This window comes from Micromonospora sp. CP22 (genome assembly GCF_009712475.1).
In the GTDB taxonomy this organism is placed as follows: domain Bacteria; phylum Actinomycetota; class Actinomycetes; order Mycobacteriales; family Micromonosporaceae; genus Micromonospora.
Window position 1 is genome coordinate 165,032 of the sequence record NZ_VCJO01000011.1, and the last position, 24,764, is coordinate 189,795.

Consider the following 24,764-nt stretch of genomic DNA (forward strand, 5'->3'; position numbering starts at 1 on the left):
GACGATGGGCTAGATTTCCGCCAGCGCGGGGCCGGCAGGTTCCGTCCTGGCCGACCTGAGGCAGGTAGAGATGGGCGCACACACCCTCGCTCCGGTTCGTATTCTCGTCGTCGACGACGACCCGGGCGACGTGCTCATGATCGAGGAAGCGCTGGCCACCTCGGACGTCGAGAAGGTGATCGACGTGGTCGGTGACGGCCAGGAGGCGATGGAGTTCCTCCGCCGCGAGGGCCGTCACAGCGACGCGCAGCGGCCGGACGTGATCCTGCTCGACCTCAACATGCCGAGGATGGACGGGCGTCAGGTGCTCGGAGAGGTGAAGGGCGACGAGGATCTGCGGACCATCCCGATCGTCGTGCTCACCACCTCGAACGCGGACACCGACATCATCAGCAGCTACACGTTGCAGGCCAACGCGTACGTGACCAAGCCGATCGACCTGGACGACTTCAACGACGTGGTGCACCGCATCGACGAGTTCTTCGGTCGGGTGGTGGTGTTGCCCAAGCGGAGCTGAGCCGCCGTCTCCGGCTTCGGCTCAGGTCAGTGCCGCCACGACGGTCGCGGCCCGCTCCTCGTGCTGGGCGTAGGCGTACGGGTAGGCGGAGATCTGCACGGCCTGGGCGGCCAGGGTCAGGCTCATCTGCTGCCAGCCGGGCACCTCCAGCAACGCCTCGTAGAACGCGCGGGCCGCGTACGCCGGCCGCATCAGGTCCCGTACGGTGCCCCACCCGCTGCTGGGCCGCTGCTGGAACAACCCGACGGAGTCGTGGTCCCAGCCGATGGCCTGGTGCGGGTAGTTCTGCGACTCGGGCAGCACGCCGCTGGCGTAGTTGAGCAGGGTGCTCTCCTGCATCGCGGTGGCGACCGCGATCACCAGCCCCTGGCGGGGGATCTGCATGTCGACGCCGACGTCCACGATCGTCTTGGCGTTGTCCATCTGTGCCTGGCTGAGCCCGGCGACCGGCCGGGGGCGCGGTGGCTTGGTGGGGGCCTTCTTCTTCGTCGCCTTCGGCTTGGGACTGGCCGACGGCTTGGCGGTCGGGGAGGCCGACGGGCTGGCGCTGGTCGACGGCGGCGTGGGGCTGCGGTCGAGGGATCGGGAGGCGGCCTCGTCCTGGGCGGCCAGGGCGCGGTCGGTGAGTGCCTCGGTCACCTGCCGTGGCGGTGCCTGCTCGCCGTCGGACCGGGTCGCCACCACGGCGGTCGCGCCGAGGCAGCAGGTCACACCGGTGGCCAGGGCGACCCGGACGGGGGTGGAGGTGAGCGCCGCGCGAAGGCCGCGACGTGGCGTCGGTACGGCGCGATGTCGCCCCATCGGCTGTTCGGTGGAGGGATGATCGGCCGATGGGGTAGCCGATGCTTCGGGGGTCAGCGTCTGGTCGATGTCGTCGTCGGGATGCACCCGCCGAGGCTAGAAACTCAACGGCCGACTGCCATCGGCCCGGTTGGTGGCATGCGCCACATTTTGTGGCTATCCGCCAGGTGATTCTCCGTGGCGAGTATCAAACCGGAGGAGTATCTCTTGTCCGTCCCAGGGTAAATATCCGAAATACCCCTACAAAACAGGGCTAAAACTGGATCTTGCGGGCCGTTGTGGGTGCTGCCGGTGGCCTCCCCCGAACGGACGACGCGAGGTCGACCCGGCCGTGCGCCCGGGTGGGACGGTCGGGCCACACCGCCGATGATCCGCCTGGTACGGCGGCGTCCGACAGGCGGGGCGCTCCGGCGACGGCGACGAGCGCGCGACGCGCGCTCCCGGGATCAGTGTCGGCCGTTCTCCGCCGGGCTGACGGTGAGCCGGTGCCGCCCGTCGTCGACGCTGGAGAACGGCCACAGTCGGTCGGCGTGCTCGACCAGTTCGGCGAGCTGCTGTCGACTCAGCCCCACCGACGAGATCGAGGCGTGCACGTCGGCCCGGTACCGGCCGTCGTCGTCGCGTCCGAGTTTCGCCTCCGCGCGTACCTGCACGGTGTGCGCCTCGTCGGTGATGCCGCTGGCCGCCTCGACTGCCGCGTGGTGCAGGCAGGACGCGAACGCGGCGGCCAGCAGCTGCGACGGGGTCAGCCCGGTGCAGTGCGGTGCCAGCGGCGAGGCGAGGGCGGTCGACAGCGCCTCGTCGTCGGTGTGGATGTGACCGCCCTCGGCGGTCGCGGCGGCAACCTCGTTCAGCCAGGAACTCGGCATCGCGTTCCTCCCGTCACTCCCCGCCCGGCTACCCGGGGCCGGTCGGGTGAAACCGGGGAATCACCCGCCGTGCCGACTCCATACCGCGCCGGCCGCGGCCTCGGTGACCTCGGCCGCCGCGCGATCCGTCCACGGGCTGACCACCGGCCGTCGCTGCCGTGGCATCAGCGGCTCGTGCATCGGCACGTACACCCGGGCGTCGACCGCCTCGGCCAGCAGCAGCGCGGCCACCAGGCTGCTCGGCCGCCGGGTCGGGTCGTCGGCGAGGCAGCGCAGGCACAAATCGGCCACCTCGGTGGGCAGCCCGGGCAGGTCGGGCAGGGGGCGCGGCGCCTGGCGTCTCTGCCGTCCGAGCAGCTGAGCGACGGTGTCCGCCGCGTGCGGCAGGCGTCCCGCGAGGCAGTAGTAGAGCAGGACGCCGAGGGCGTAGATGTCCGCCGCCGGGGTCACCGGTGCCCGGTGCAGCTGCTCGGGCGCCAGGTACGCGGGCGTACCGACCACGACGCCGTCGGGCGCGGTGTCGGCGGCACCGGCCGGGGAGGCGATGCCGAAGTCGAGCACCTTCACCCCGGACGGGGTGAGCATCACGTTGGCCGGCTTGATGTCCCGGTGCACGATGCCGTGGGCGTGTGCCGCGGCCAGCGCGGCGCTCACCTCCGCACAGACGCGCACCGCGATCCGCCAGTCCAGCGGGCCGGCCCGCAGGTGTGCGGCCAGGTTCTGCCCCTCGGCCAGCTCCATCACGATGTACGGCAGTTCCTGCCCCACCCCGGTGCCGCAGGTGCCGAAGTCGTGCACGCTGGCCACGTTCGGATGGACCAGGCGGGCCGCGGAGCGGGCCTCGTCGCGGATCCGCTCCACCGCGGCCGTACCGTCCGGTTGACCGGGCAGGACCAGCTTCACCGCCACCGGGCGGTCCAGCACCGTGTCGTGTGCCCGCCACACCTCGGACATCCCGCCGATGCCGATGCGCCGTTCGAGCCGGTAGCGCCCGTCCAGCGTACGCATCGACCGCCTCCTGTCCTCGTGGTGCTCCACCCTTGGCGTGCGACACCGTGGCCTCGGCACGGTACCCCACCTCCGATCAGGGCAAACCCGCCTCGGACGGCGGCTGGTGCGTTAGCGTGCGAGCCGGGACGCCCGACGCACCGGGCGAGCTGGAGGCCGATCGTGATGAGTGAGGTGACCGTACGTTTCGTTGGTGGTCCGGCCCACGACCTGGTCCGGTCGTTGCCGGCCGGTCCGGACGGCACTCCGCCACGGCTGTGGGTGCTGCGTCGGCCGCAGGAGGCGCCGACGTCGGCGGCCGACCACCTCTACGTGCGGCAACGACCCGACGGATCGGGTACCTGGCACATGCGCTTCGTCCGTACCGATCCGGTCGGCGTGACCGAGTGATCCCGTGCCGACCCCGTCCGGCGGTGACCACGGCGGCCCGTCCGGCCGTGACCACACAGCCGGCACACAGCAGCCGCACAAGTGGGATCCAGTACGCGGCACCACCATGAGAACCATGACCATCGAGGGGGAGGCCACGCCGGGCCGGGTGGAGCTGCGGCGGCCGAACGGTGAACCGGTCCGGGTGCTGGTCGTCGACGACGAGCCGACCCTGACCGATCTGCTGTCCATGGCGTTGCGCTACGAGGGCTGGCAGGTGCGTACCGCAGGAGACGGCATGGCCGCGGTGCGCGTGGCCCGGCAGTTCCGACCGGACGCGGTGGTGCTCGACGTGATGCTGCCCGACCTGGACGGCTTCCAGGTGTTGCGCAGGCTGCGGGCGGACAACGAGACCGTGCCGGTGCTCTTCCTGACCGCCCGGGACGCGGTCGAGGACCGCGTCGCCGGGCTGACCGTCGGCGGCGACGACTACGTGACCAAGCCGTTCAGCCTGGAGGAGGTCATCGCGCGGCTGCGCGCGCTGCTGCGGCGCTCCGGCTTCACGGTGGCCCGGCCGGACGCGGTGCTCACCGTCGGCGACCTCACCCTCGACGAGGACAGCCACGAGGTGCGCCGGGACGGCCGGCTGATCAACCTGACCGCCACCGAGTTCGAGCTGCTGCGCTACCTGATGCGCAACCCCCGACGGGTGCTGAGCAAGGCGCAGATCCTCGACCGGGTGTGGAACTACGACTTCGGCGGCCAGGCCAACGTCGTCGAGCTGTACATCTCGTACCTGCGGAAGAAGATCGACGCCGGCCGCCAGCCGATGATCCACACGCTGCGCGGGGCCGGGTACCTGCTCAAGCCGGCCGAGTGACCGGCGTGCGTCGCTGGCTGGCGGGTTGGTCCCTGCGGGCCCGCTTGGTGGTCACCCTGGTGGCGCTGCTCGCCGTGGTCAGCCTCGCCATCGGCGGTTTCACCACCGTGGCGCTACGCCAGTTCCTGATCTCCCGGGTGGACGAGCAGCTCAGCTTCACGTCCGGCGGCCGGCCCGCCGTGGTCTGGGAACCCGGTCGCGGCCTCGGAGCCTGGGGTGACGTGCGGGTGCCGCGCGGCTTCCCGCCCGGCACCATCAGCGCGCAGGTCGTCGACGGCCGGGTCACCGAGGCGTGGACGCTGGTCGGTCGGCAGGAGCAGGCGGTACCGGTCGACGAGGTGGGTCGGCTGGCGACGGTCCCCACCGACGGTCGGGCCCACACCCTCAGCCTGGGGGAGCGGGGCAGCTACCGGGTGGTGGCCCGGCGGACGGTGACCGGGGCCGTGCGGGTGCTCGGCGTGCCGCTGGCCGACGTGCAGGACACCGTCTGGGCGATGGTGGCCGCCCAGGCCGGGATCACCGTCGTCGGGCTGCTCCTCGCCGGGGGTACCGGAGCGATGATCATCCGGGCCACGCTGCGTCCGCTGCGGCGGGTCGCCGCCACCGCCGCGCGGGTCAGCGAGTTGCCGCTCGACCGGGGCGAGGTGGCGCTCTCCGAGCGGGTTCCGGCCGCCGACACCGATCCACGTACCGAGGTCGGACAGGTCGGCTCCGCGCTCAACCGGCTGCTCGGTCACGTCGCCGCCGCGCTCGCGGCCCGACAGGCCAGCGAGACCCGGGTACGCCAGTTCGTCGCCGACGCCAGCCACGAACTGCGTACGCCGCTGGCCGCGATCCGTGGTTACGCCGAGGTGGCGCGTCGGGGGCGCGACGAGGTCCCGCCCGACGTGGCCCACGCCCTGCGCCGGGTCGAGTCGGAGAGCGCCCGGATGACCAGCCTCGTCGACGACCTGCTGCTGCTGGCCCGGCTGGACTCCGGTCGCCCGCTCGCGGTCGAGTCGGTCGACCTCACCGCGCTGGTCGTGGACGCGGTCAGCGACGCGCACGTGGCCGGCCCCGAGCACCACTGGCAGCTCGACCTGCCCGACGAGGTGGTCCGCGTACCCGGCGACCCCGAGCGACTGCACCAGGTGCTGGCCAACCTGCTGGCCAACGCCCGGGTGCACACCCCACCCGGCAGCACCGTCACCACCAGCCTGCGGCGAGCCGACGACGCGGTGGCGCTCAGCGTCACCGACGACGGCCCCGGCATTCCCCCCGAGCTGCGACCCGAGGTGTTCGAACGCTTCGCCCGGGGGGACGGCTCCCGGTCCCGCGCGCACGGCAGCACCGGCCTCGGCCTGGCCATCGTCGCCGCCGTGGTGGCCGCGCACCGGGGCACCGTCACCCTGACCTCCCGCCCGAACCACACCGAGTTCACCCTCCACCTCCCCACCACCCCGCCCCGCACTGACGCACCCACCCCACCGCGTTGATCAAGAAGTTTTGGTCGCCCAGGGAGATCACCTTGGACGAAAACTTCTTGATCGACGTGGAGGAAAGCGCGGTTGTGCCCGACAGGGGAGAGTCGGCGGCGTACGGTGGCATAAGTCCGGCATGGCCCGCTCGCATCGTGAATGTGAGTAATGGCGCTGATGTCGGAGTCGTGACGGCAGAGGGAAGGAGCGGTCGGTGAACCACCTGGCCTACCTGGACGCGGGATCCGGCAGCCTGATCGTGCAGGCGGTGGTCGGCGGGATCGCCGGGGTCGCGGTGGCGGCCAAGCTCTACTGGCGCAGACTCGTCAGCCGGTTCCGCCGCCAGCCCACCGACCAGAGCTGACCCGACGCGATGGTGTCTCCACACCTGGGCCGGTCGACCCGACCGGCCCCGCTCGACATCGACCCCCAACCGGCCCCGCTCGACGTCGACCCCCGACCGGAGCCCGGTTCCTTCCGCGACCCGGCCAACCGGGTGTTCCACGCCGGCGACGACGTGCTGCGCGCGCTCGACCGGACCGCCGCCGCCCACTGGCGGGCCCTCGCCGCCAGCAGCTTCTTCCCGCCACTGCTCGCCGCCGGCAAGGTCTGCGGCACCGAGGAGGTGCCGACCGGGTCGCCGTGGCGGGAACTGCCGACCCACTCGTCCTCGTCGGACTGGGCGACGGTGCTGCGCCACGAGCGCGTCCCGTTCGTGTCGCATCCGTACGAGTGGTCCTTCGCGATGCTGCGCGACGCCGCGCTGCTACACCTGGAGATCCTCCGGGACGCCATGGCGGAGGGCTTCACCACCAAGGACGGCTCGGCGTACAACCTCCAGTGGCGTGGCACCGAGCCGATCTTCATCGACGTCGGGTCCTTCGTCCCGCTGCGCGACGGTGAACCCTGGGCCGGTTACCGGCAGTTCTGCCAGACACTGCTCTACCCGCTGATGCTCGGTGCCCACCTGGGGCTGGCGTTCCAGCCCTGGCTGCGGGCCCAGGTCGACGGCATCTCCCCGGAACAGATGGGTCCGCTGTTCCGGGGCACCCGCCGACTGCTGCCCGGCGTGCTCACCCACGTCCACCTGCACGGCTCCGTGCAGCGCCGCAGCGCCGCCACCAGCACCGCCGACGTACGCGCCCAGCTGCGCGACGCCGGCTACACCCGGGAGCTGGCCCTGGCCACCGCGCGAGGGCTGGAGAAGCTCGTACGCCGTCTGGACCACCAGCCGCCGTCCACGCACTGGGTCGACTACCAGCAGACCTGCGGCTACTCCGGCGACGACCGGGCGGGCAAGGAACGCTTCGTGGTCGACGCGCTGAGCTGCGCCGACCGGCGTCGACTCGTGCTCGACCTGGGTGCCAACGACGGCCGGTACGCCCGCCTCGCCGCCCGGCACGCCGACTACGTGGTCGCCGTCGAGCAGGACCCGTCGGTGGTCGACCGGCTGTATCGCACCCTGCGAGGTGAGGGCCAGCGGCGGGTGCTGCCGTTGGTGATGGACCTGGCGGACCCGTCGCCGGGCGGCGGCTGGCGGGGGATCGAGCGGGCCTCGTTCGCCGCGCGGGCCGAAGCGGACACCGTGCTCGCCCTGGCCCTGGTGCACCACCTGGCGATCGGGCGTAACGTGCCGCTGCCGGAGGTGGTGGACTGCCTCGCCGGTCTCGTCGCGCCCGGCGGCCGGCTGGTGGTCGAGTTCGTCCACCCGGAGGACCCGATGGCGGCCCGGCTGCTGGCCAACAAGCCCGACGGCATCTTCCCCGACTACCGACGGGACGCCTTCGAGGCGCTGCTCGCCGAGCACGGCATCGTGGAAGACCGGCTCGAACTGCCCTCGGGCACCCGCACCCTGTACCGGGTGACCCTTCGGTGACCGACCGTCCCGTCGCCGAGGCCGGCGACGCCGGGACCAACGACGGCCCGGTGTCGCAGGCTGGCGCCGCCGGGCAGCCGGTCGACCGCCGCCGGTGGTGGGGGTGGGACGGCTGGCGGGCCGAGGGCCGCCGACTGCTGGAGCTGACCGCGCTGGTCGGGCTGGTGGTCACCCAGCCGCTGCTGGACGTCCTGGGCCGCAGTCCGGACTTCTTCCTGTTCCACCGGGCCGACCGGGGCGAGATCCTGTTGCTGGTGGCCCTGGTCGCGGTGGTGCCGACGGTGGCTCTCGGGCTGCTCGGGCTGCTCGCCAATCTGGCCGACGGCGCGGCGCGGCGGGCGACCCACAGCCTGCTGTTCGGGCTGCTGATCGCCGCGCTGGCGGTGCAGGTGGGTCGGCACACCACACCGCTGCGCGGCGTACCGTTGCTGCTGGCGGCGTCGGCGGTCGGTGCCGCCGCAGCCGTCGCCCACCGGCGGTGGACGGCGCTCGGCCGGGTGGTGCGGTTCGCGGCCGTCGGACCACCGATCTTCGTGGGGTTGTTCCTGTTCGCCTCGCCCACCGGACCGGTGGTGCTGCCGATCGGTGACGGCGGCGTGGCCGGCACCGCGACCGGCAACCGGCACCCGCCGGTGGTCATGCTGATCCTCGACGAGCTGCCGCTGGTCTCCCTGCTCGACGCCGCCGGTGGCATCGACGCGACCCGGTTCCCGCACTTCGCCGAGTTGGCCGCCGCCTCGACCTGGTACCGCAACGCGACCGGGGTCAGCGGCTGGACGCCGTACGCGTTACCGGCGATGCTGACCGGCCGCTACCCGACGGAACCGTCCGCGCCGCACTACTCGCACCACCCGGACAACCTCTTCACCGCCCTCGGCGGCCTGTACGACATCCGCGCCGAGGAGAGCATCGCCCGGCTCTGCCCACCGAGCCGCTGCGAGCAGCCGGTCACCCCGGAACAGGGGATCGGCGTGCTGGTCCGGGAGACGGGCAAGCTGCTGCGTCAGGTCACCGCGCCGTACGACAGCCGGATCGACCCGGAGAACGCCTACCGGGAACGCACCGCCGAGGAAGTCGGCATCGACGCCGCCGAGCCGGTGCCGACCGACCCGAAGTTCCGCTGGGACAGCCTCAACGTCAACCAGCCGGCCCGGTTCACCGCGTTCCTCAACGGCCTGACCCCCTCGCCTCGCCCGACCCTGCACTTCCTGCACCTGTTGATGCCCCACTCGCCGTGGGCGTTCCTGCCGTCCGGGGCGCGGTACGAGGCACCGGAGGACTTCCCCAACGAGGGTGACGGCTGGGTGGACCTGGCTCGGGCCCGGCACCTCGCCCAACTCGGCTACACCGACCGGCTGATCGGCGAGACGATGCGTACGCTGCGCGCCACCGGGCTGTGGGACGAGGCGCTCGTGGTGGTCACCGCCGATCACGGGGTCAGCTTCACCAAGGGGGTGCAGGGGCGCGGCGAGGACGCGATCCGGGCCGCCGCCGACGAGGTGGCCTGGGTGCCGCTGTTCGTCAAGTCACCAGGCCAGCGGGTCGGGCGGGTCGACGACCGCAACTGGGAACACGTCGACCTGCTGCCCACGGTCGCCGACGAGGCCGCCGTCCGACTGCCCTGGCCGGTCGACGGTCGGTCCGCCCGGCAGACGCCCCGCACGGAGGCGGGCAAGGTGTTCTACGACCAGCCCGCCCAACCGATCTCGATCGGCGGTGGGGTGCCGTCGGCGTCACCACCGGCGGCCCCGCACCGGCTGGTCGGCACCGCCGTGGGCGCGGTGCCGACAGTGGGCAGCGCCCGGGTCGGCGGGCTGAACGCCTTCCGCGCCGTCGACCCCGACGCGGGCGTGCTGCCCGGCATGATCTGGGGCACCGTGGACGAGGACGTCGCCGACGGCACCGAACTGGCGGTGGCCGTCAACGGCACCGTCGCGGCGGTGGTCCCCGTGGTCGCCCCGGACCCGGGCGGCCGGCGCTTCGCGGCGCTGCTCGCCGACGACCGGCTCTTCCGGGCCGGTGCCAACCGCCTCGACCTCTACCTGGTCGGCGACGACGGCGGGCTGCGGCAGCTGTCGATCTCCTGACCGGTCCGACGCCGCCTGGCCGTCGCGTCGCGTCCCGGTCCACCATCGCGGGTGATTCGCCCGCCGGTTCCACGCTACCTGCGTATTTCGTACCCGTCTGTGCCGGTCGTCGGGGTTTCCCGGCGCTTCGGTCGGGAATCGGGTGACGCATGCCTCACCGCTGAACCACGAGGAGCGGTGTTGCCGCAACCGCAATTACGGTAGAAGCGAAGGCAATTCAACGTAGATCTGCCGGCGAAGCGAGGAACCACATGACGGAAGTCAAGCTCGATCACCCCGGCGGGCAGCTGTCGATGCCGGTACATTCCGCGGTCGAGGGCCCCGCCGGTGTCGGTGTGAGCAAGCTGCTCAAGGAAACCGGCCTGACGACGTACGACCCCGGGTTCGTCAACACCGCCGCCTGTTCGTCCGCCATCACCTACATCGACGGTGACGCGGGCATCCTGCGCTACCGCGGCTACCCCATCGAGCAGCTGGCCGAGAAGAGTTCCTTCCTGGAGGTCTCCTACCTGCTGATCTACGGTGAGCTGCCGACCACCCAGCAGCTCACCGAGTTCACCGAGCGGATCCGCCGGCACTCGCTGCTGCACGAGGAGATGCGGCGCTTCTTCGACGGCTTCCCCCGGGAGGCCCACCCGATGGCGGTGCTCTCCTCGGCCGTCAGCGCCATCTCCACCTTCTACCAGGACAGCCTCGACCCGTTCGACGCCGAGCATGTCGAGATGTCCACCGTCCGGCTGATGGCGAAGGTTCCGACCATCGCCTCGTACGCGTACAAGAAGTCGATCGGGCAGCCGCTGCTCTACCCGGACAACTCGCTGGGCTACGTGGAGAACTTCCTCCGCATGACGTTCGGCGTGCCGGCGGAGCCGTACGACGTCGACCCGGTGGTCGCCCGGGTGCTGGACATGCTCTTCGTGCTGCACGCCGACCACGAGCAGAACTGCTCCACCTCGACGGTGCGGCTGGTGGGCTCCAGCAACGCCAACCTGTTCGCCTCGGTCTCGGCCGGGGTCAACGCGCTGTTCGGTCCGCTGCACGGCGGCGCCAACCAGGCGGTGCTGGAGATGCTGGAGCGGATCCAGGCCGACGGTGGTGACGTGCAGTCGTTCGTCCGCAAGGTGAAGGACCGCGAGGACGGCGTCAAGCTGATGGGCTTCGGCCACCGGGTCTACAAGAACTACGACCCGCGGGCCGCGATCGTGAAGCAGGCGGCGCAGGACGTGCTCGGCCGGATGGCCAAGCCGGACCCGCTGCTGGACATCGCGATGCAGCTGGAGGAGATCGCCCTCGCCGACGACTTCTTCGTCTCGCGCAAGCTCTACCCGAACGTGGACTTCTACACCGGCCTGATCTACAAGGCCATGGGCTTCCCGACGAAGATGTTCACGGTGCTGTTCGCCCTGGGTCGGCTGCCGGGCTGGATCGCCCAGTGGCGCGAGATGATCAACGACCCGGAGACCAAGATCGGTCGCCCGCGGCAGGTCTACACCGGCGCCACCGAGCGGAACTACCTCCCCGTCGAGCAGCGCTGACCCGATGTAAGGAAGGGCACCTTGTTAACGCCTGCTGTATAGGAAGGGCCCCTTCCTAACGCGTCACGCGACGACGGCCGCCGCACCCGGATCACCCGGGTACGGCGGCCGTCGTCGTTCCCTAGTGCGCTGGGTGGCCGTCGTCGTCCTGACCCGCGGTGGTCGGCAGGTCGCCGAGCACCGCGTTGATGACGTGGATCCGGGCACCGACGGCCCGGTAGTCGGCGCACACCGTCTCGGCCCGGTCGTCGAGGCGGGCCCCCTGCCCCACGCCGGTGACGGACAGGCGGGTGCCGGCGACGGTGGTCACCGTGCCGGCGGCGACCAGGTCCGCCACCGGCAGCGCCCCGGCGACCAGATGGTCGCGCACCAGGCCGCGCAGTTCGTCGGTGTCGCGCAGGAGCAGTTCGTCGAGGTTGGTCCGGGAGAACTTGGCGGCGAAGGCATCGTCGGTGGGAGCCAGAACGGTCACCTCGCCCGTCAGCTCCTCGGCCAGGCCGGTGGCGCGTACCGCCGCCTCGAAGGTGGTGAGCACGGGAATCCACTGGAGAGCCCGGTCGGCGGGCTGGTCGACGAGCGAGGCGGGATCACCCGGCTCACCGTCGCTGGGCAGCAGGTCGCACAACGGCCCGGTCACGGTCACGGTGGCCAGCGTGCCGTCGCCCGCGCCGGTCGCCCCGGTCGCCCCGGTCGTGCCGGTCGTACAGCCGGTGAGCAGCGTCGAGGCCAGGGCGATACCGGTCAGCAGGATCCGGCGCGCCGGTGGCCGTGGGGCCGCGAGGTCGGAGTCGGTCACGGTCGCTCCACGTGTGTCAGGGGCGTACCGGTGGGCCGGCGGGGGTCCGGCCCACCGGTACGCAGGGGGTGGGGTTCAGTGGGTCACAGGCGTGCGCACTGGTGCGACCGTGGGCCGCTGACCGCGTTGGCGACCGCCAAACTGACCGGCGCGACGGCGTTGCCGGCGCAGCCCAACGGGCCGTTGACCGTGTTGCCAGCCAGCAGCGGGGCCCCGCCCGTGCCGTCGACCACGTTGACCGGGCCGCTGATCTGGTTGCCGACCAGCAGGACCGGGCCGGTGGTGCCGGTGACGTTCACCGGGCCGTTGACGGTGCCGGCGGTCAACACGAATCCGGCCGCGCCGCTGGCGTCCACCGGGCCGTTGATCGAGCCGCCGTTGACGATCAGGGTCGCGCCGGGCTGGACCCGGACCGGACCCCGGACGGTGGCGTCGGACAGGCACGCCACCCCGCTGATCGTCAGCGGACCGTTGTGCGTGCCGGTCAGCGTCGGCGCGACCCGTTCCCCGGCGACCAGGCCCTCGGCGGCCTGCCCGTCGAGCAGCAGCGGCACCAGTCCCCGCTCCGGCTGCGACAGCGGTACGAGGTACCCGTCGGCCACCTTGACCACCGCCCAGCCGTGCGCGGCGAGCCGTTGCGCCACAGTGGTCTGCCGTCCGGCCGGGCCGTCGGAGCGTGCGCCGTGGTACTGCTCCTCGGTCAGCTTGTACGCGCACGGCGGCTGCTCCAGGATCTGGTCCTGCCGGGGAGCGTCCAGCGGCGGCGGCGTGTCACCCGGGTGCGGGGCCGGGTACGCCTCGATCGGGCGGGAGCCCCGGAAGACGATCCGGCCGGTGTTGGCGGACTGGAACGTGATCGCCTCGGCCCGGGTGGCGGTGAGGGCACCGAGGTTCGCGCCGTGGTACGCCATGAACTGGTGGAACGTCCACAGTGCCGAGTAGGTCTTGCGGCGGCGGTTGTTGGCGGTGTTGCCCTCGTCCGGCCGGGTCGGCCCACCCGAGCTGCGCAGCTCCAGCAGCGAGTTGACCACGTTCTTCAGCCCGAGGGTGTTGCGCAGGATGGTCTCCTCGCCCAGGCCCACGTTGGCCCCGGTGCATCCGTACGGGCAGGCCCACCAGCCGGCCTTGGCGCCCTGGGTGTACATGTGACCCTCGATCATGTCCTGCGACCGGTCGAAGATCCCCTGCGCCACGTTCTGGTGCCGGGGCGGCAGCATCGGCAGGTCACCGGTGTTGGTGTTGCCGTACTCGTGACCGTCGTAGCTGGCGATCGGCCGGTAGTCGCGGACCATCTCCACGAACGCCTGGGTCTCCGGCTGGCGGATCAGCGAGTAGTCCCGGTTGAGGTCCTGGCCGGTGGAGTTGCCCCGGCTGTTGGCCGCCCGGCCGTCGCCGTTGATGGTCGGCACGATCAGCATGGTGGTCTTCGACAGCAGGCCGAGCGTGGCCGGGTCGTCGGTGAACGCCAACTGCCGGGCCATGATCAGGCACGCCTCGCGGTCACCTGGCTCGTTGCCGTGCACGTTGCAGTTGACCACGAGCGGGTTCGTCGCGGCCACCGCCTCCGGGGTGGCGGGCGGGGTGGGATAGCCGATGACGAACATGTTGATCGGGCGGCCCTGCACGGTGCGGCCGATCTCGACCACGCGTACCCGGTCGCTCAGCTCGTCGATCGCGGCGGTGTAGGCGTACTCGTTGACGTCGGTGGTGTACTGCGCGCCCAGCGTGTCCTCCCACTGGGTGCGCAGCCCCTGCCCGGGGATGTCCGGGTCGCCCCAGTGCGGCCGGGTGGTGTCGCTGACCGGTGCGGAGAAGGGCTGCGCGTCGCTGCCGAGCCGGGCGCGGACCCGCCACTGGAACCGGTTGCCGGGGGCGAAGCCGGCGTCGGCGAAGGTCGGCTCCGAGTTGTTGATCTGACGGTTCGGCCGCCACAGGCCGACGATCACGGACGCGCCGGTGGCGCTACCGTCCTCGGCGACGGGGGTGCGCTCGATCTGGTAGTCGGTGGCCCCGTCGACCGGGGTCCACGCCAGCGTCGCGTATCCGTCGCCCTGGACGACCGTGAGGCCCTGCACCTGGTTCGGCTCCGCCTGCTGGGCCTGGGCGGGTTGGGCGGTCGCCGCGAGGACGACCGCGAGCAGAGCGGAGAAGACACCGGCCGTTGTCCGTCTGTATCTCAAGGGGATCTCCAAACAGGAGGGATGGCTGGGGTACGCACAGCACACCTGCCCTGACCGGGCCACGGGGCCGCGAGCTGGGATTCTTGAGAATGCTCTGAGGTTGCGTTTACTGAGTGGTGGGTCAGCTGACCCGGAGGCGGTAGCCGACTCCGCGTACCGTCTCCACCAGACGCGGGTCGTCGAGCTTGCCGCGCAGCGCCGCCACGTGCACGTCGAGGTTGTGCCGGGTCGCCCAGGTGGTCTGCCAGACCTCGAGCTGCAACCGGTCCCGAGGCACCACCGTGCCCGCCTGCCGGGCCAGCGCCACCAGCAGGTCGAACTCCTTGCGGGACAGACCGACCTCACGGTCGCCCAGCCACACCCGCCGGGCGTCCACGTCGATGCGCAGCGCGCCGACCCGCAACGTGGTCACCGGCCGGACGGTGCGGGCGGTGCGCCGCATCACCGCCTCGATGCGGGCCTGCAACTCCACCATCGAGAACGGTTTGACCACGTAGTCGTCGGCACCGGCACGCAGCCCGGCCACCCGGTCGTGTTCCTCGCCGCGGGCGGTCACCGCGATGATCGCGACTCCCTCGTCGTGCTGGCGGATCCGGCGACAGACCTCCAGCCCGTCCCGGTCGGGCAGATTCATGTCGAGCAGCACGAGATCGACCGGATCGGCCTCGACCGCCTCGGCGGCCGTCACCGCCTGGAGCACGTCGTGCCCGCGCCGCCGCAACGCCGAGGCGAGACCCGCCGAGACGCGCAGGTCGTCTTCCACCAGGAGCACCCGCACCCGCGCCCTCCACAGACCTAGCCGTCGCCGGATGCCTGCGAGTGTGTCGGATGCGAAGCCGCGCTGACCAGTGCGGATACAAGATCGTAACGACAGAGTGAACTGTCCGAACGGGCATGGCGGGCTCTGGTGGTCACCAGCTACCGGGCAAGCGGTACGGTGCGCGTATGAGTCAGCAGGTTCAGGCCCGCCCGCTGTCACTCGGCGGGCGGATGGTGCTGGCGGCCCAACTGCTGCTGCTGACCGCCGCACTGGTCGGCAGCCTCGGCGTGTTGCTCGCGGCCGCATCGCGGGTCGGTGACCTTCCCGCACTGCTGGACCCGGGGCTGGAACGGTTGGGTGATCCGAAGGACTCCCTGCCGCCGCTCGGCCCCGACTCGGCGTGGAACCCGCTGCTCTGGGTCTTCGAACTCAGCCGCGTGGTGGCGATGTTCGTCTGGCCGCTCGCCACGGTGGCCGTGCTGCTCGGGGCGGTGGCCCTCGTCCGCACCTGGCGGGTCGGCGACCGGCAGACGTTTCGCCGGCTCACCGTCGGCACGGCGCTGTGGTGCGCGACGGCGGTTGTCGCGCTGACCCCCTACGGCACCCAACTGCACCGCTGGCTGCTCGACTGACATCTGGCCCGGCAGGCGACCCCGACCCGGGTCGGGGCCGGGTCGGGGCCGTGGCCACGCGGACGAAAGTCGCTCCGGCCGAGGTGGCGGCGGGAGAAGGGTCAGCGCAGCCCGGCGGCGGCGAGCAGGTTGCCCTCCGGGATCGCCGGTAACGCCCGCCCGTGCGCCATCTGACGCGCCGCGCGTTCCGCCGCGAACGCCGGTGCCTGGGCGATCGCCGAGGCGTACGTCGAGGCGGTGCGGCTGGCGATGGCGGCCCAGCCGTACTGCTCGTGCACCATGATCCGGGCCCGCCGGGCCAGCGTCCGGGCCCGTTCGGCGTCGGAGAGCAGGGTGTGCACCGCGTCGGTCAACGCCTCCGGATCACGCGGCCGGAAGGTCACGCCGGTGACGCCCGGCTCCACGATCTCGGCGAGCCCGCCGGTCTCGGCGACCGCCAGCGGCGCACCGGCGGCGGCACCCTCCAGCGCCACCATGCCGAACGGCTCGTAGATGCTGGGCACCGCGAAGCAGTCCGAGGCGGCCATCACCGCAGGAAGATCCGTGCCGCCGAGGAACCCGGGCAGGCTGACCGTGCCGGTCAGGCCGAGCCGGTGCACGTCGGCCTCCAGTTCACCCCGGTACGGCCCGTCGCCGACGATCACCGCGCGCAGCCCCGGGTGCCGCTCCCGCAGCCGGGGCAACCCGGCGATCAGGTGCTGCACCCCCTTCTCGTAGACCAGCCGGCCGGCGAAGGTGACCAGCGGACCGTCCCCGGCGAACCGGGCGCGTGCCTGCGCCACGGCGGCGGCGGAGACCCGCCAGCGGTGCGGTTCCACCCCGTTGGGCACCACGTCGACGCGGCCGGTGGGCACCCCGAACAGGCCGGTCACCTCGTCGCGCATGTAGCCGGAGCAGACGATCACCCGGTCCGACTCGCCGCCCAGCCAGTGCTCCACGCCGTGGATGGTGCGGTTCATCTCCTCCGGCAGCCAGCCCTGGTGCCGACCGGCCTCGGTGGCGTGGATGGTGGTGACCAGCGGCAGGTCGAGGTGGTCGCGCAGGGTGATGGCGGTGTGGGCGACGAGCCAGTCGTGGGCGTGGATGACGTCGTAGTCGCCGGTGGTGGCGGCGTGCAGCGCGGCGCGGGTGAGGGTGTGGTTGAACGCCATCGTCCAGGCCAGCAGCGAACCGGTGGCCAGGGGGAAGGTGACCGGGTCCTCGGCGGCGCGGACGACGCGTACGCCGTCGACGTATTCCTCGAGCGGTGCGCCGTCGGCGTGCCGGGTGACGACGGTGACGTGGTGACCGGCGGCGGCCAACGCCACCGACAGCGCGTGCACGTGCCGGCCGAGCCCGCCGACGAGCACCGGCGGGTACTCCCACGACAGCATCAGGATGCGGCGGGCCTGCGACCCGGCGGTGGCGCCGGACTGCGTCGGCACCTGGGGGCGCGAGGTGAGCGTGGGGCGGTGGACGCGGTCCGGAGCGGTGGCGCTACGTCCACCGACCCGCAGGGTGGTCACATCAGTCTCCGTCCGTGCAGGGAGGAACGCGCCGACATCGGTGGCGGCGAGAGGGCAGGGTTGGGTTTCGGACACGCGTGGACGCGCCCGTGGTGCGAGGATCTCCATAGGCGCGCTGACACACGCCCGCGAACAAGGAAACGTCATGACGGCCGATCCCGCATCTCGAACAGGGCCGCAGTGACCGACGACACCGCAGGGTTCAGCTCAACTCAGTCGGGCGGATATCGGACATTCACCCGATCGGATGGATTGGTGATGGGCCGTGCGGGGCATTACCGCCGCGCGCATCACCGGGCCGCCCCGGCGGGTGCGCTCATGGTGCGGGCGCGCTCATGACACGTGGGCCGAAGGAGCGACATGCAGGTCTGGCCGGGCGAGCGGTACCCCCTCGGCGCCACCTACGACGGGATGGGCACCAACTTCGCGATCTTCTCGGAGGTGGCGGAACGGATCGAACTCTGCCTCTTCGACGAGTGGGACACCGGCGCCGAACGCCGGGTCGAGCTGCGGGAGGTCGACGCGTACGTCTGGCACGCCTACCTGCCGGGGATCGGGCCGGGCCAGCGGTACGGCTACCGGGTGCACGGGCCGTACGACCCCGGCAACGGGCTGCGCTGCAACCCGGCCAAGCTGCTCATCGACCCGTACGCCAAGGCCATCGACGGTGACGTGCAGTGGGACCCGGCGGTCTACGACTACCACCATGACGACCCGGAGCGGATCAACACCGACGACTCGGCGCCGTTCATGCCGAAGTCGGTGGTGGTCAACCCGTACTTCGACTGGGGCAACGACGCGCCGCCGCGCATCCCCTACCACCACTCGGTCATCTACGAGGCCCACGTACGCGGGCTCACCATGCGGCTGCCCGGCATCCCCGAGGAACTGCGCGGCACGTACGCCGGCATCGCCTCACCCCCGATGATCGAGCACCTGACCCGACTCGGCATCACCGCCATCGAGCTGATGCCGGTGCACCAGTTCGTCAACGACCACCGCCTGGCCGACCTGGGCCTGCGCAACTACTGGGGTTACAACACCATCGGCTTCTTCGCCCCGCACCACGCGTACTCGGCCCTGGGACACCTCGGCCAGCAGGTGCAGGAGTTCCGGGGCATGGTGAAGGCGCTGCACGCCGCCGGCATCGAGGTCATCCTCGACGTGGTCTACAACCACACCGCCGAAGGCAACCACCTCGGACCGACGCTGAGCTTCAAGGGTGTCGACAACCCCAGCTACTACCGGCTGTCCGAGGACGACCGCCGCTACTACGTCGACTACACCGGCACCGGCAACAGCCTCAACGTACGCAGCCCGCACTCCCTCCAACTGATCATGGATTCGTTGCGGTACTGGGTGACCGAGATGCACGTCGACGGATTCCGTTTCGACCTGGCCGCCACCCTGGCCCGGGAGTTCTACGACGTGGATCGGCTGTCCACCTTCTTCGAGGTGGTCCAGCAGGACCCGGTGGTCAGCCGGGTGAAGCTGATCGCCGAACCGTGGGACATCGGCCCCGGCGGCTACCAGGTCGGCAACTTCCCACCGCAGTGGACCGAGTGGAACGGCAAGTACCGCGACACCGTGCGCGACTTCTGGCGCGGTGAACCGGCCACCCTCGCCGAGTTCGCCTCCCGCATCTCCGGCTCCGCCGACCTCTACCAGGACGACGGGCGTCGCCCCTTCCACAGCATCAACTTCGTCACCTGCCACGACGGGTTCACCCTCGCCGACCTGGTGTCGTACAACGACAAGCACAACGAGGCCAACGGCGAGGACAACCGCGACGGCGAGAGCCACAACCGCTCCTGGAACTGCGGCGTCGAGGGTGACACCGACGACCCCGGGGTACTCGGCCTGCGCGCGAGGCAGCGACGCAACCTCATCGCCACCCTGCTGCTGTCGCAGGGCGTACCGATGATCGGCCACGGCGACGAACTGGGCCGCACCCAGCGCGGCAACAACAACGCCTACTGCCAGGACAACGAGCTGGCCTGGATCGACTGGGACAACGTCGACGGCGACCTGCTCGACTTCACCCGCCGGCTGGTCGAGTTCCGCCGCCGGCACCAGGTGTTCCAGCGTCGCCGCTTCTTCACCGGCCTGCCGGTGCGCGGCCGCGGCGTCGACGAGCCGCTGCCCGACCTGGCCTGGTACACCCCCGACGGGCGGGAGATGACCAGCGAGGACTGGGGCAACGACTTCGGCCGCTCGGTGGCGCTGTTCGTCAACGGCGAAGGCATCCGGGAACGTGGCCAGTACGGCCAACGCCACCACGACGCCTCGTTCTGGCTCTGCTTCAACGCCCACGACGCGCCGCTGGACTTCACCGGACCGCCGGTCGAGTTCGGCCAACGGTGGGACCTGGTGATCAGCACCGCCGAACCGGACCAGGACAAGGGCACCACGGTGGAGGCCGGTGGCACGATCTGCGTACCGGACCGCTGCCTGGTGGTGCTGGAGAGGACGGCCTGACATGCCGGCCAAGCCCGTCGTCGCCACCTACCGGGTGCAGGTGCGGCCCGGCTTCGACCTGGCCGCCACCGCCGGTCTCGCCGGTTACCTCGCCGACCTCGGCGTCACCCACCTCTACAGCGCGCCGCTGCTGGCCGCCGCCCCGGGCAGCGCCCACGGCTACGACGTGGTCGACCACCGGCAGGTCAACCCGGAACTCGGCGGCGAGGCCGGCCGCCAACGGTTGCTGCGGGCCCTGCGCGACGCCGGCCTCGGGCTGGTCGTGGACATCGTCCCCAACCACGCCGGGGTGGCCGTGCTGGCGGCCAACCCGGCCTGGTGGGACGTGCTGCGCCGGGGGCCCGACTCGGCGTACGCGAACTGGTTCGACATCGACTGGCAGCGGGGGCGGCTGCTGCTGCCGGTGCTCGCCGAGGACCCCGACGCCCTCGACGATCTCAAGCTCGCCGACGGGGAGCTGCGCTACCACGAGCACCGCTTCCCGATCGCCGACGGCACCGGCGACGGCAGCGCCCGCGAGGTGCACGACCGGCAGCACTACGAGCTGGTCTCCTGGCGTCGGGGCGACGCCGAACTGACGTACCGTCGGTTCTTCGCCGTCTCCGGCCTGGCCGGGCTGCGGGTGGAGGACCCGGAGGTGTTCGCCGCCACCCACGAGCTGATCCTGGCCTGGGCGGCGGCCGACGAGGTCGACGGCATCCGGGTCGACCACCCCGACGGGCTACGCGACCCCGCCGGCTACCTGGCCCGGTTGCGCGCCGCCGCGCCGGACGTCTGGCTGGTCGTGGAGAAGATCCTGGAGTACGGCGAGGAGTTGCCGGCCTGGCCGGTCGACGGCACCACCGGCTACGACGCGCTGGGCGCCGTCGGTGGGCTCTTCGTCGACGGCGACGCCGAAGCCGACTTCACCGCCCTGGACACCCGACTCGTCGGCCGGGCCACCTCCTGGGCCGACCTGACCCACGACACGAAACTCGGTGCCGCCACCCGCCTGCTGGCCGCCGAGCTGAACCGGCTGGCCGCGCTCGCCCCGGACGTGGCACCCGAGGCGGCCCGCGCCGCCCTGGCCGAACTCGCCGCCGCGTTCGCCGTCTACCGGGGTTACCCGCCCGACGGTGCCCGGCACCTGGCCAACGCCCGCGCCGAGGCCGGTCGTCGACGCAGCGACCTGACCGGCGCGCTGGACGCGATCACCCGCCGGCTCCGCGACCCCGACGACGAGCTGGCCCGCCGCTTCCCGCAGTTCACCGGGGCGGTGATGGCCAAGGGCGTCGAGGACACCGCCTACTACCGGTGGAGCCGGTTCGTCGCGCTCAACGAGGTCGGTGGCAGCCCCACCCACTTCGGCACCCGGCCCGGCCGCTTCCACCGCTTCGCCGCCGCCCGCCACCAGCGCTGGCCGACGAGCATGACCACCCTGTCGACCCACGACACGAAACGCGGTGAGGACGTCCGGGCCCGCCTCGCCGTCCTCGCCGAACTGCCGCGCCGCTGGGCCGAGGCGGTCACCGGCTGGATGGCCGCCGTGCCGCTGCCCGACGCGGCCCTGGCGCACCTGCTCTGGCAGACCGCCGTCGGCGCCTGGCCGATCGAGCGGGAGCGCCTGCACGCGTACGCCGAGAAGGCGGCCCGGGAGGCGGCGGTCGCGACCAGTTGGATCGACCCCGACCCCGCCTTCGAACGAGCCATGCACGCCCTGGTCGACGCCATGTACGACGACCCGACGGTCTCGTCGGAGCTGGCCGCCCTCGCCGCCGAGATCACCCCGCCCGGCTGGTCGAACTCGCTCGGGCAGAAACTCGTGCAGCTCGCCATGCCCGGGGTGCCCGACACCTACCAGGGCACCGAACTGTGGGACAACTCCCTGGTCGACCCGGACAATCGCCGTCCGGTCGACTTCGGCGTACGCCGGGAACTGCTGGCCCGGCTCGACGCCGGCTGGCAGCCGGAGGTGGACGACACCGGCGCGGCGAAGCTGCTCGTGGTGTCGCGGACCCTGCGGGCCCGCCGTGACCTGCCGGAGCTGTTCGGCGACTACCAGCCGGTCGTGGTGCGCGGCCCGGCGGCCCGGCACGCCGTCGCCTTCGACCGGGGTGGCGCGGTCGCCGTGGCCACCCGGCTGCCGCTGCGCCTGGCGGCGGCCGGTGGGTGGCGGGACACCACCATGTCACTACCCGTCGACGAGATGTCGTGCCTGTTCACCGGTCGGGTCTACAGTGGCTCCCAGGTCCGTCTCGCCGATCTGCTGACCAGCTATCCCGTCGCGTTGCTGGTGCCCACCACCTGACCCGGGAGGCTGCGTCATGACCGAGTTCACCGTCTGGGCGCCGGAGGCGAAGCGGGTGCGGCTGCACCTGCCCGGCACCGCCGACCACGAGATGCGCGCCGGACGGGACGGGTGGTGGCGGGTCGAGGTGCCCGACGCCGTCCGCGACTACGCCTTCCTGCTCGACGACGACGAGCAGCCGCTGCCCGACCCGCGCTCGCGCTGGCAACCGGCCGGGGTGCACGGGCCCAGCCGGATCTACGACCATTCGGCGTTCACCTGGAGCGACGGGTCGTGGACCGGGCGGCAACTGCCCGGCAGCATCCTCTACGAGCTGCACGTCGGCACCTTCACCCCGGAAGGCACCTTCGACGCGGCGATCGGCAAACTCGACCACCTGGTCGACCTCGGCGTCGACCTGATCGAACTGCTGCCGGTCAACGCCTTCAACGGCGAACACAACTGGGGGTACGACGGCGTCTGCTGGTACGCCCCACACGAGCCCTACGGCGGACCGGACGGCCTGAAACGGCTCGTCGACGCCGCCCACGCCCGCGGGCTGGGGGTGATCCTCGACGTCGTCTACAACCACTTCGGGCCCTCCGGGGCCTACGCGCCGAGGTTCGCGCCCTACCTGTCGGAGCGGCACACCCCCTGGGGACAGGCGGTCAACCTGGACGGACCGCACTCCGACGGGGTACGCCGCTTCATCATCGACAGCGTCCTGATGTGGCTGCGCGACTACCACGTCGACGGGCTGCGCCTCGACGCCGTACACGCCATGCCGGACAGCCGCGCGGTGCACCTGCTGGAAGAGATCGCCGTCGAGGTCGAGTCGTTGTCTGTGCACCTGAATCGACCGCTCTCCCTGATCGCCGAGTCCGACCTCAACGACCCCCGGCTGATCACCCCACGCGAGGCCGGCGGCTTCGGCCTGCACGCCCAGTGGAACGACGACGCCCACCACGCCCTGCACACCCTGCTCACCGGCGAGCGGCAGGGGTATTACGGCGACTTCGGCAGCATGGAATGCCTGGTGGAGGTGCTGCGCGGCGGGTTCTTCCACAGCGGTAGCTGGTCCAGCTTCCGCCAGCGTCAGCACGGCCGCCCGGTCGACAGACGCACCCCCGGCCACCGCTTCGTCGCGTACCTGCAGAACCACGACCAGATCGGCAACCGGGCGGTCGGTGACCGCCTCTCGGCCACGCTGTCGCCCGCCATGCTGCGGGTGGGGGCGGTGCTGCTGTTGACCGCCCCCTTCACCCCGATGCTGTTCATGGGGGAGGAGTGGGCGGCGTCGACGCCGTGGCAGTACTTCGCCTCGCATCCGGAGCCCGAGTTGGCCGCCGCCGTGGTCACCGGCCGCCGCGCGGAGTTCGCGTCGCACGGATGGTCCGCCACCGAGGTGCCGGACCCGCAGGACCGGCAGACCTTTCTGCGCTCCCGGCTCGACTGGGCCGAGCTGGACAAGCCCGACCACCGGGCGATGTACGACTTCTACCGGCGCTTGATCGCGCTGCGGAAGTCACGGGCAGAGCTGTCGGATCCGCACCTGTTCGCTGTCGACGTACGGCACGGCGACCGGTTCCTGGTGCTGCGACGAGGCGGCTGCCTGGTAGCCGCCAACCTCGCCGACAAACCGCAACTGGTGACGCTTCCCGGGGTGGCCCGACGAGTTCTGCTGACCACCGGCGAAGGCGTCACCGTCCAACGCGACCGCATCGAGTTGCCTGCGGAAACAGCAGCGATAGTGGCGCTGTAGGCAACCGCTTCCGCGAGCGTGACAGTCCTCAGAACTCTGATTTCACCGTGACCTCAAAATGGACCTACTTCCGGCGGGCGATCCGGCCGAGGCGGTGGCCCCTGGCCGGGGTGGGCCGGATGCTGGTCGCGGCGGCCGAGGGCCGGGTGCGGCCTTCGACGCGTACCCTCCTCGGCGAGCGTGCCCGCACCCGACCCGCACCCCCCGGCGTGGCCCGCCTGGCCACCCTCGTCGGCTGCCCCGGTCGTTGGACCGATGATTCGTCCGTCAGGCGGTGCCGGACCGGATCAGAAGTACCGTATTGCGCTCTTCGAGTACGTGGTGTACTGGTTGCCCGGGTAGAAGGTTGATCCGTACACAACGACCTCAAAGTCGGTGAGGCCGTAGCTGGAGTAGAGGGTGCCGGTAAAGGTCTCGCAGGCTTGGTAGTAGACGGTGTGGTCGGCCATGGCGGTTCCCCATTGGATGGTCACGCGCGAACTCGGATAGGTGTTCTGCCCACAAAGCGTCACCGAGTAGCTCGCCTGGCCGCCCCCCTTCACCCCCGTCATGCTGCCACTGGCGGTGCCGAGGGGAACGGTGTTGTTGTAGCCGCCTTTGACCGACACGGTGAACGTGCCCGTGCCCGCCTGGGCGCTGGCTGCGGGAAGCATGGCCACTACGCCCAACGCGCCAGCGGCAGCTGCGGCCAAAAGGCGGACGAAGCGGGAAGAACGAACTTTGGGCATGCCTACTCCAGACGTAAAGGAAAGATGCGCTCACGGTGTGAGCCGACTGTGAACCCAATGCTAGACGGACTAAGAGGACGTCTGATTCACGTATTTTGCGTGCGTTGTGGTTTTAGCCGTCTCGCCAGGTTGGGGTGGTTTCGGTGGTGAGGCGTTTGGCGAGGTTGTCGATCATGGCGAGGGTGATCATGCTGGCGGAGTTGTCGGGTCGGGTTTCGTAGTCGCGGACGAGTCGGCGGTGGTGCATGAGCCAGCCGA

General features: G+C 71.4%; 20 protein-coding genes and 1 pseudogene. 12 read left to right on the plus strand and 9 right to left on the minus strand.

Translation table 11 applies throughout. The features are described 5' to 3' along the window. The first annotated feature begins 70 nt into the window (after positions 1–70). The gene (locus FF096_RS18955; RefSeq protein ID WP_155220326.1) at positions 71–517 is read left to right on the plus strand and encodes a response regulator; all 447 of its coding nucleotides are present in this window, start codon (positions 71–73) and stop codon (positions 515–517) included. A gap of 21 nt (positions 518–538) precedes the next feature. Here FF096_RS18955 and FF096_RS18960 read toward each other — a convergent pair whose 3' ends face one another. From FF096_RS18960 to FF096_RS18970, 3 genes are all read right to left on the minus strand, one after another. Then, positions 539–1,405, minus strand: a complete 867-nt coding sequence (locus FF096_RS18960) for a hypothetical protein (protein ID WP_309223579.1) — start codon at positions 1,403–1,405, stop codon at positions 539–541. 359 nt (positions 1,406–1,764) lie between these two features. After that, on the minus strand, positions 1,765–2,187 hold the full coding sequence (locus FF096_RS18965) for an OsmC family protein (RefSeq protein WP_155220328.1): 423 nt from the start codon (positions 2,185–2,187) through the stop codon (positions 1,765–1,767). Between the two features lie 60 nt (positions 2,188–2,247). Beyond that, the gene (locus FF096_RS18970; protein WP_155220330.1) at positions 2,248–3,195 is read right to left on the minus strand and encodes a serine/threonine-protein kinase; all 948 of its coding nucleotides are present in this window, start codon (positions 3,193–3,195) and stop codon (positions 2,248–2,250) included. Between the two features lie 165 nt (positions 3,196–3,360). Between FF096_RS18970 and FF096_RS18975 the strand changes: the two genes are divergently transcribed. From FF096_RS18975 to FF096_RS19005, 7 genes are all read left to right on the plus strand, one after another. Further along, positions 3,361–3,585 (plus strand): hypothetical protein, encoded by a 225-nt coding sequence (locus tag FF096_RS18975; protein WP_155220332.1) that lies wholly within the window; start codon positions 3,361–3,363, stop codon positions 3,583–3,585. A gap of 115 nt (positions 3,586–3,700) precedes the next feature. Next, positions 3,701–4,444 carry a response regulator transcription factor gene (locus FF096_RS18980; protein WP_155220334.1) on the plus strand — a complete coding sequence of 248 codons (744 nt, stop codon included), beginning with the start codon at positions 3,701–3,703 and terminating at the stop codon, positions 4,442–4,444. A gap of 17 nt (positions 4,445–4,461) precedes the next feature. Then, positions 4,462–5,919 carry a HAMP domain-containing sensor histidine kinase gene (locus FF096_RS18985; RefSeq protein ID WP_155220427.1) on the plus strand — a complete coding sequence of 486 codons (1,458 nt, stop codon included), beginning with the start codon at positions 4,462–4,464 and terminating at the stop codon, positions 5,917–5,919. 196 nt (positions 5,920–6,115) lie between these two features. Further along, positions 6,116–6,265, plus strand: coding sequence for a hypothetical protein (locus FF096_RS18990; RefSeq protein WP_155220336.1), 150 nt, complete (start codon positions 6,116–6,118; stop codon positions 6,263–6,265). A gap of 9 nt (positions 6,266–6,274) precedes the next feature. Further along, on the plus strand, positions 6,275–7,777 hold the full coding sequence (locus tag FF096_RS18995; protein WP_230462741.1) for a class I SAM-dependent methyltransferase: 1,503 nt from the start codon (positions 6,275–6,277) through the stop codon (positions 7,775–7,777). Between the two features lie 50 nt (positions 7,778–7,827). Continuing rightward, positions 7,828–9,864, plus strand: coding sequence for a sulfatase-like hydrolase/transferase (locus tag FF096_RS19000; RefSeq protein ID WP_309223582.1), 2,037 nt, complete (start codon positions 7,828–7,830; stop codon positions 9,862–9,864). A gap of 251 nt (positions 9,865–10,115) precedes the next feature. Next, complete coding sequence (locus tag FF096_RS19005; protein WP_155220338.1) at positions 10,116–11,399, plus strand: citrate synthase; 1,284 nt, start codon at positions 10,116–10,118, stop codon at positions 11,397–11,399. A gap of 121 nt (positions 11,400–11,520) precedes the next feature. On the opposite strand, the gene FF096_RS19010 is transcribed toward FF096_RS19005, so the two are convergent. The 3 genes from FF096_RS19010 to FF096_RS19020 all read right to left on the minus strand — a co-directional run bounded on the left by FF096_RS19010 (position 11,521) and on the right by FF096_RS19020 (position 15,153). Beyond that, positions 11,521–12,195 (minus strand): fasciclin domain-containing protein, encoded by a 675-nt coding sequence (locus tag FF096_RS19010; RefSeq protein ID WP_155220340.1) that lies wholly within the window; start codon positions 12,193–12,195, stop codon positions 11,521–11,523. Positions 12,196–12,278: 83 nt separating this feature from the next. After that, a complete protein-coding gene (locus FF096_RS19015) occupies positions 12,279–14,375 on the minus strand; it encodes a M14 family zinc carboxypeptidase (RefSeq protein ID WP_230462742.1) in 2,097 nt (698 codons plus the stop codon). Between the two features lie 121 nt (positions 14,376–14,496). Then, positions 14,497–15,153: a response regulator transcription factor gene (locus tag FF096_RS19020; RefSeq protein ID WP_309223580.1), complete on the minus strand. Its 657-nt coding sequence runs from the start codon at positions 15,151–15,153 to the stop codon at positions 14,497–14,499. Between the two features lie 167 nt (positions 15,154–15,320). Here FF096_RS19020 and FF096_RS19025 point away from each other — a divergent pair, with 167 nt between their 5' ends. Next, positions 15,321–15,767 (plus strand): hypothetical protein, encoded by a 447-nt coding sequence (locus FF096_RS19025; protein ID WP_155220342.1) that lies wholly within the window; start codon positions 15,321–15,323, stop codon positions 15,765–15,767. A gap of 101 nt (positions 15,768–15,868) precedes the next feature. Here the strand turns inward: FF096_RS19025 and FF096_RS19030 are convergent, their stop codons facing one another. After that, on the minus strand, positions 15,869–17,272 hold the full coding sequence (locus FF096_RS19030) for a glycosyltransferase family 4 protein (protein ID WP_309223581.1): 1,404 nt from the start codon (positions 17,270–17,272) through the stop codon (positions 15,869–15,871). A 360-nt stretch (positions 17,273–17,632) separates the two neighbouring features. Between FF096_RS19030 and glgX the strand changes: the two genes are divergently transcribed. Genes glgX through treZ form a run of 3 tightly spaced genes read left to right on the plus strand, consistent with a single transcriptional unit; the run spans position 17,633 to position 23,778 of the window. Further along, complete coding sequence (glgX, locus tag FF096_RS19035; protein WP_155220346.1) at positions 17,633–19,750, plus strand: glycogen debranching protein GlgX; 2,118 nt, start codon at positions 17,633–17,635, stop codon at positions 19,748–19,750. Position 19,751: 1 nt separating this feature from the next. Beyond that, entirely contained in the window at positions 19,752–22,037 is a 2,286-nt protein-coding gene (treY, locus tag FF096_RS19040; protein WP_155220348.1) for a malto-oligosyltrehalose synthase, read from the plus strand. A 16-nt stretch (positions 22,038–22,053) separates the two neighbouring features. Further along, complete coding sequence (gene treZ, locus FF096_RS19045; RefSeq protein ID WP_155220350.1) at positions 22,054–23,778, plus strand: malto-oligosyltrehalose trehalohydrolase; 1,725 nt, start codon at positions 22,054–22,056, stop codon at positions 23,776–23,778. 287 nt (positions 23,779–24,065) lie between these two features. On the opposite strand, the gene FF096_RS19050 is transcribed toward treZ, so the two are convergent. Beyond that, the gene (locus FF096_RS19050; protein WP_155220352.1) at positions 24,066–24,506 is read right to left on the minus strand and encodes a hypothetical protein; all 441 of its coding nucleotides are present in this window, start codon (positions 24,504–24,506) and stop codon (positions 24,066–24,068) included. 112 nt (positions 24,507–24,618) lie between these two features. Continuing rightward, positions 24,619–24,764: pseudogene (locus tag FF096_RS19055) on the minus strand (IS5/IS1182 family transposase); the annotation flags it as partial.

Bases quoted from the DNA above. Each gene is read 5' to 3' on its own strand.
- FF096_RS18955 (WP_155220326.1), top strand. From the start codon at position 71: ATGGGCGCACACACCCTCGCTCCGGTTCGTATTCTCGTCGTCGACGAC.
- FF096_RS18965 (WP_155220328.1), bottom strand. From the start codon at position 2,187: ATGCCGAGTTCCTGGCTGAACGAGGTTGCCGCCGCGACCGCCGAGGGC.
- FF096_RS18970 (WP_155220330.1), bottom strand. From the start codon at position 3,195: ATGCGTACGCTGGACGGGCGCTACCGGCTCGAACGGCGCATCGGCATC.
- FF096_RS18975 (WP_155220332.1), top strand. From the start codon at position 3,361: ATGAGTGAGGTGACCGTACGTTTCGTTGGTGGTCCGGCCCACGACCTG.
- FF096_RS18980 (WP_155220334.1), top strand. From the start codon at position 3,701: ATGACCATCGAGGGGGAGGCCACGCCGGGCCGGGTGGAGCTGCGGCGG.
- FF096_RS18995 (WP_230462741.1), top strand. From the start codon at position 6,275: ATGGTGTCTCCACACCTGGGCCGGTCGACCCGACCGGCCCCGCTCGAC.
- FF096_RS19005 (WP_155220338.1), top strand. From the start codon at position 10,116: ATGACGGAAGTCAAGCTCGATCACCCCGGCGGGCAGCTGTCGATGCCG.
- FF096_RS19025 (WP_155220342.1), top strand. From the start codon at position 15,321: ATGAGTCAGCAGGTTCAGGCCCGCCCGCTGTCACTCGGCGGGCGGATG.
- glgX (WP_155220346.1), top strand. From the start codon at position 17,633: ATGCAGGTCTGGCCGGGCGAGCGGTACCCCCTCGGCGCCACCTACGAC.
- treY (WP_155220348.1), top strand. From the start codon at position 19,752: ATGCCGGCCAAGCCCGTCGTCGCCACCTACCGGGTGCAGGTGCGGCCC.
- treZ (WP_155220350.1), top strand. From the start codon at position 22,054: ATGACCGAGTTCACCGTCTGGGCGCCGGAGGCGAAGCGGGTGCGGCTG.
- FF096_RS19050 (WP_155220352.1), bottom strand. From the start codon at position 24,506: ATGCCCAAAGTTCGTTCTTCCCGCTTCGTCCGCCTTTTGGCCGCAGCT.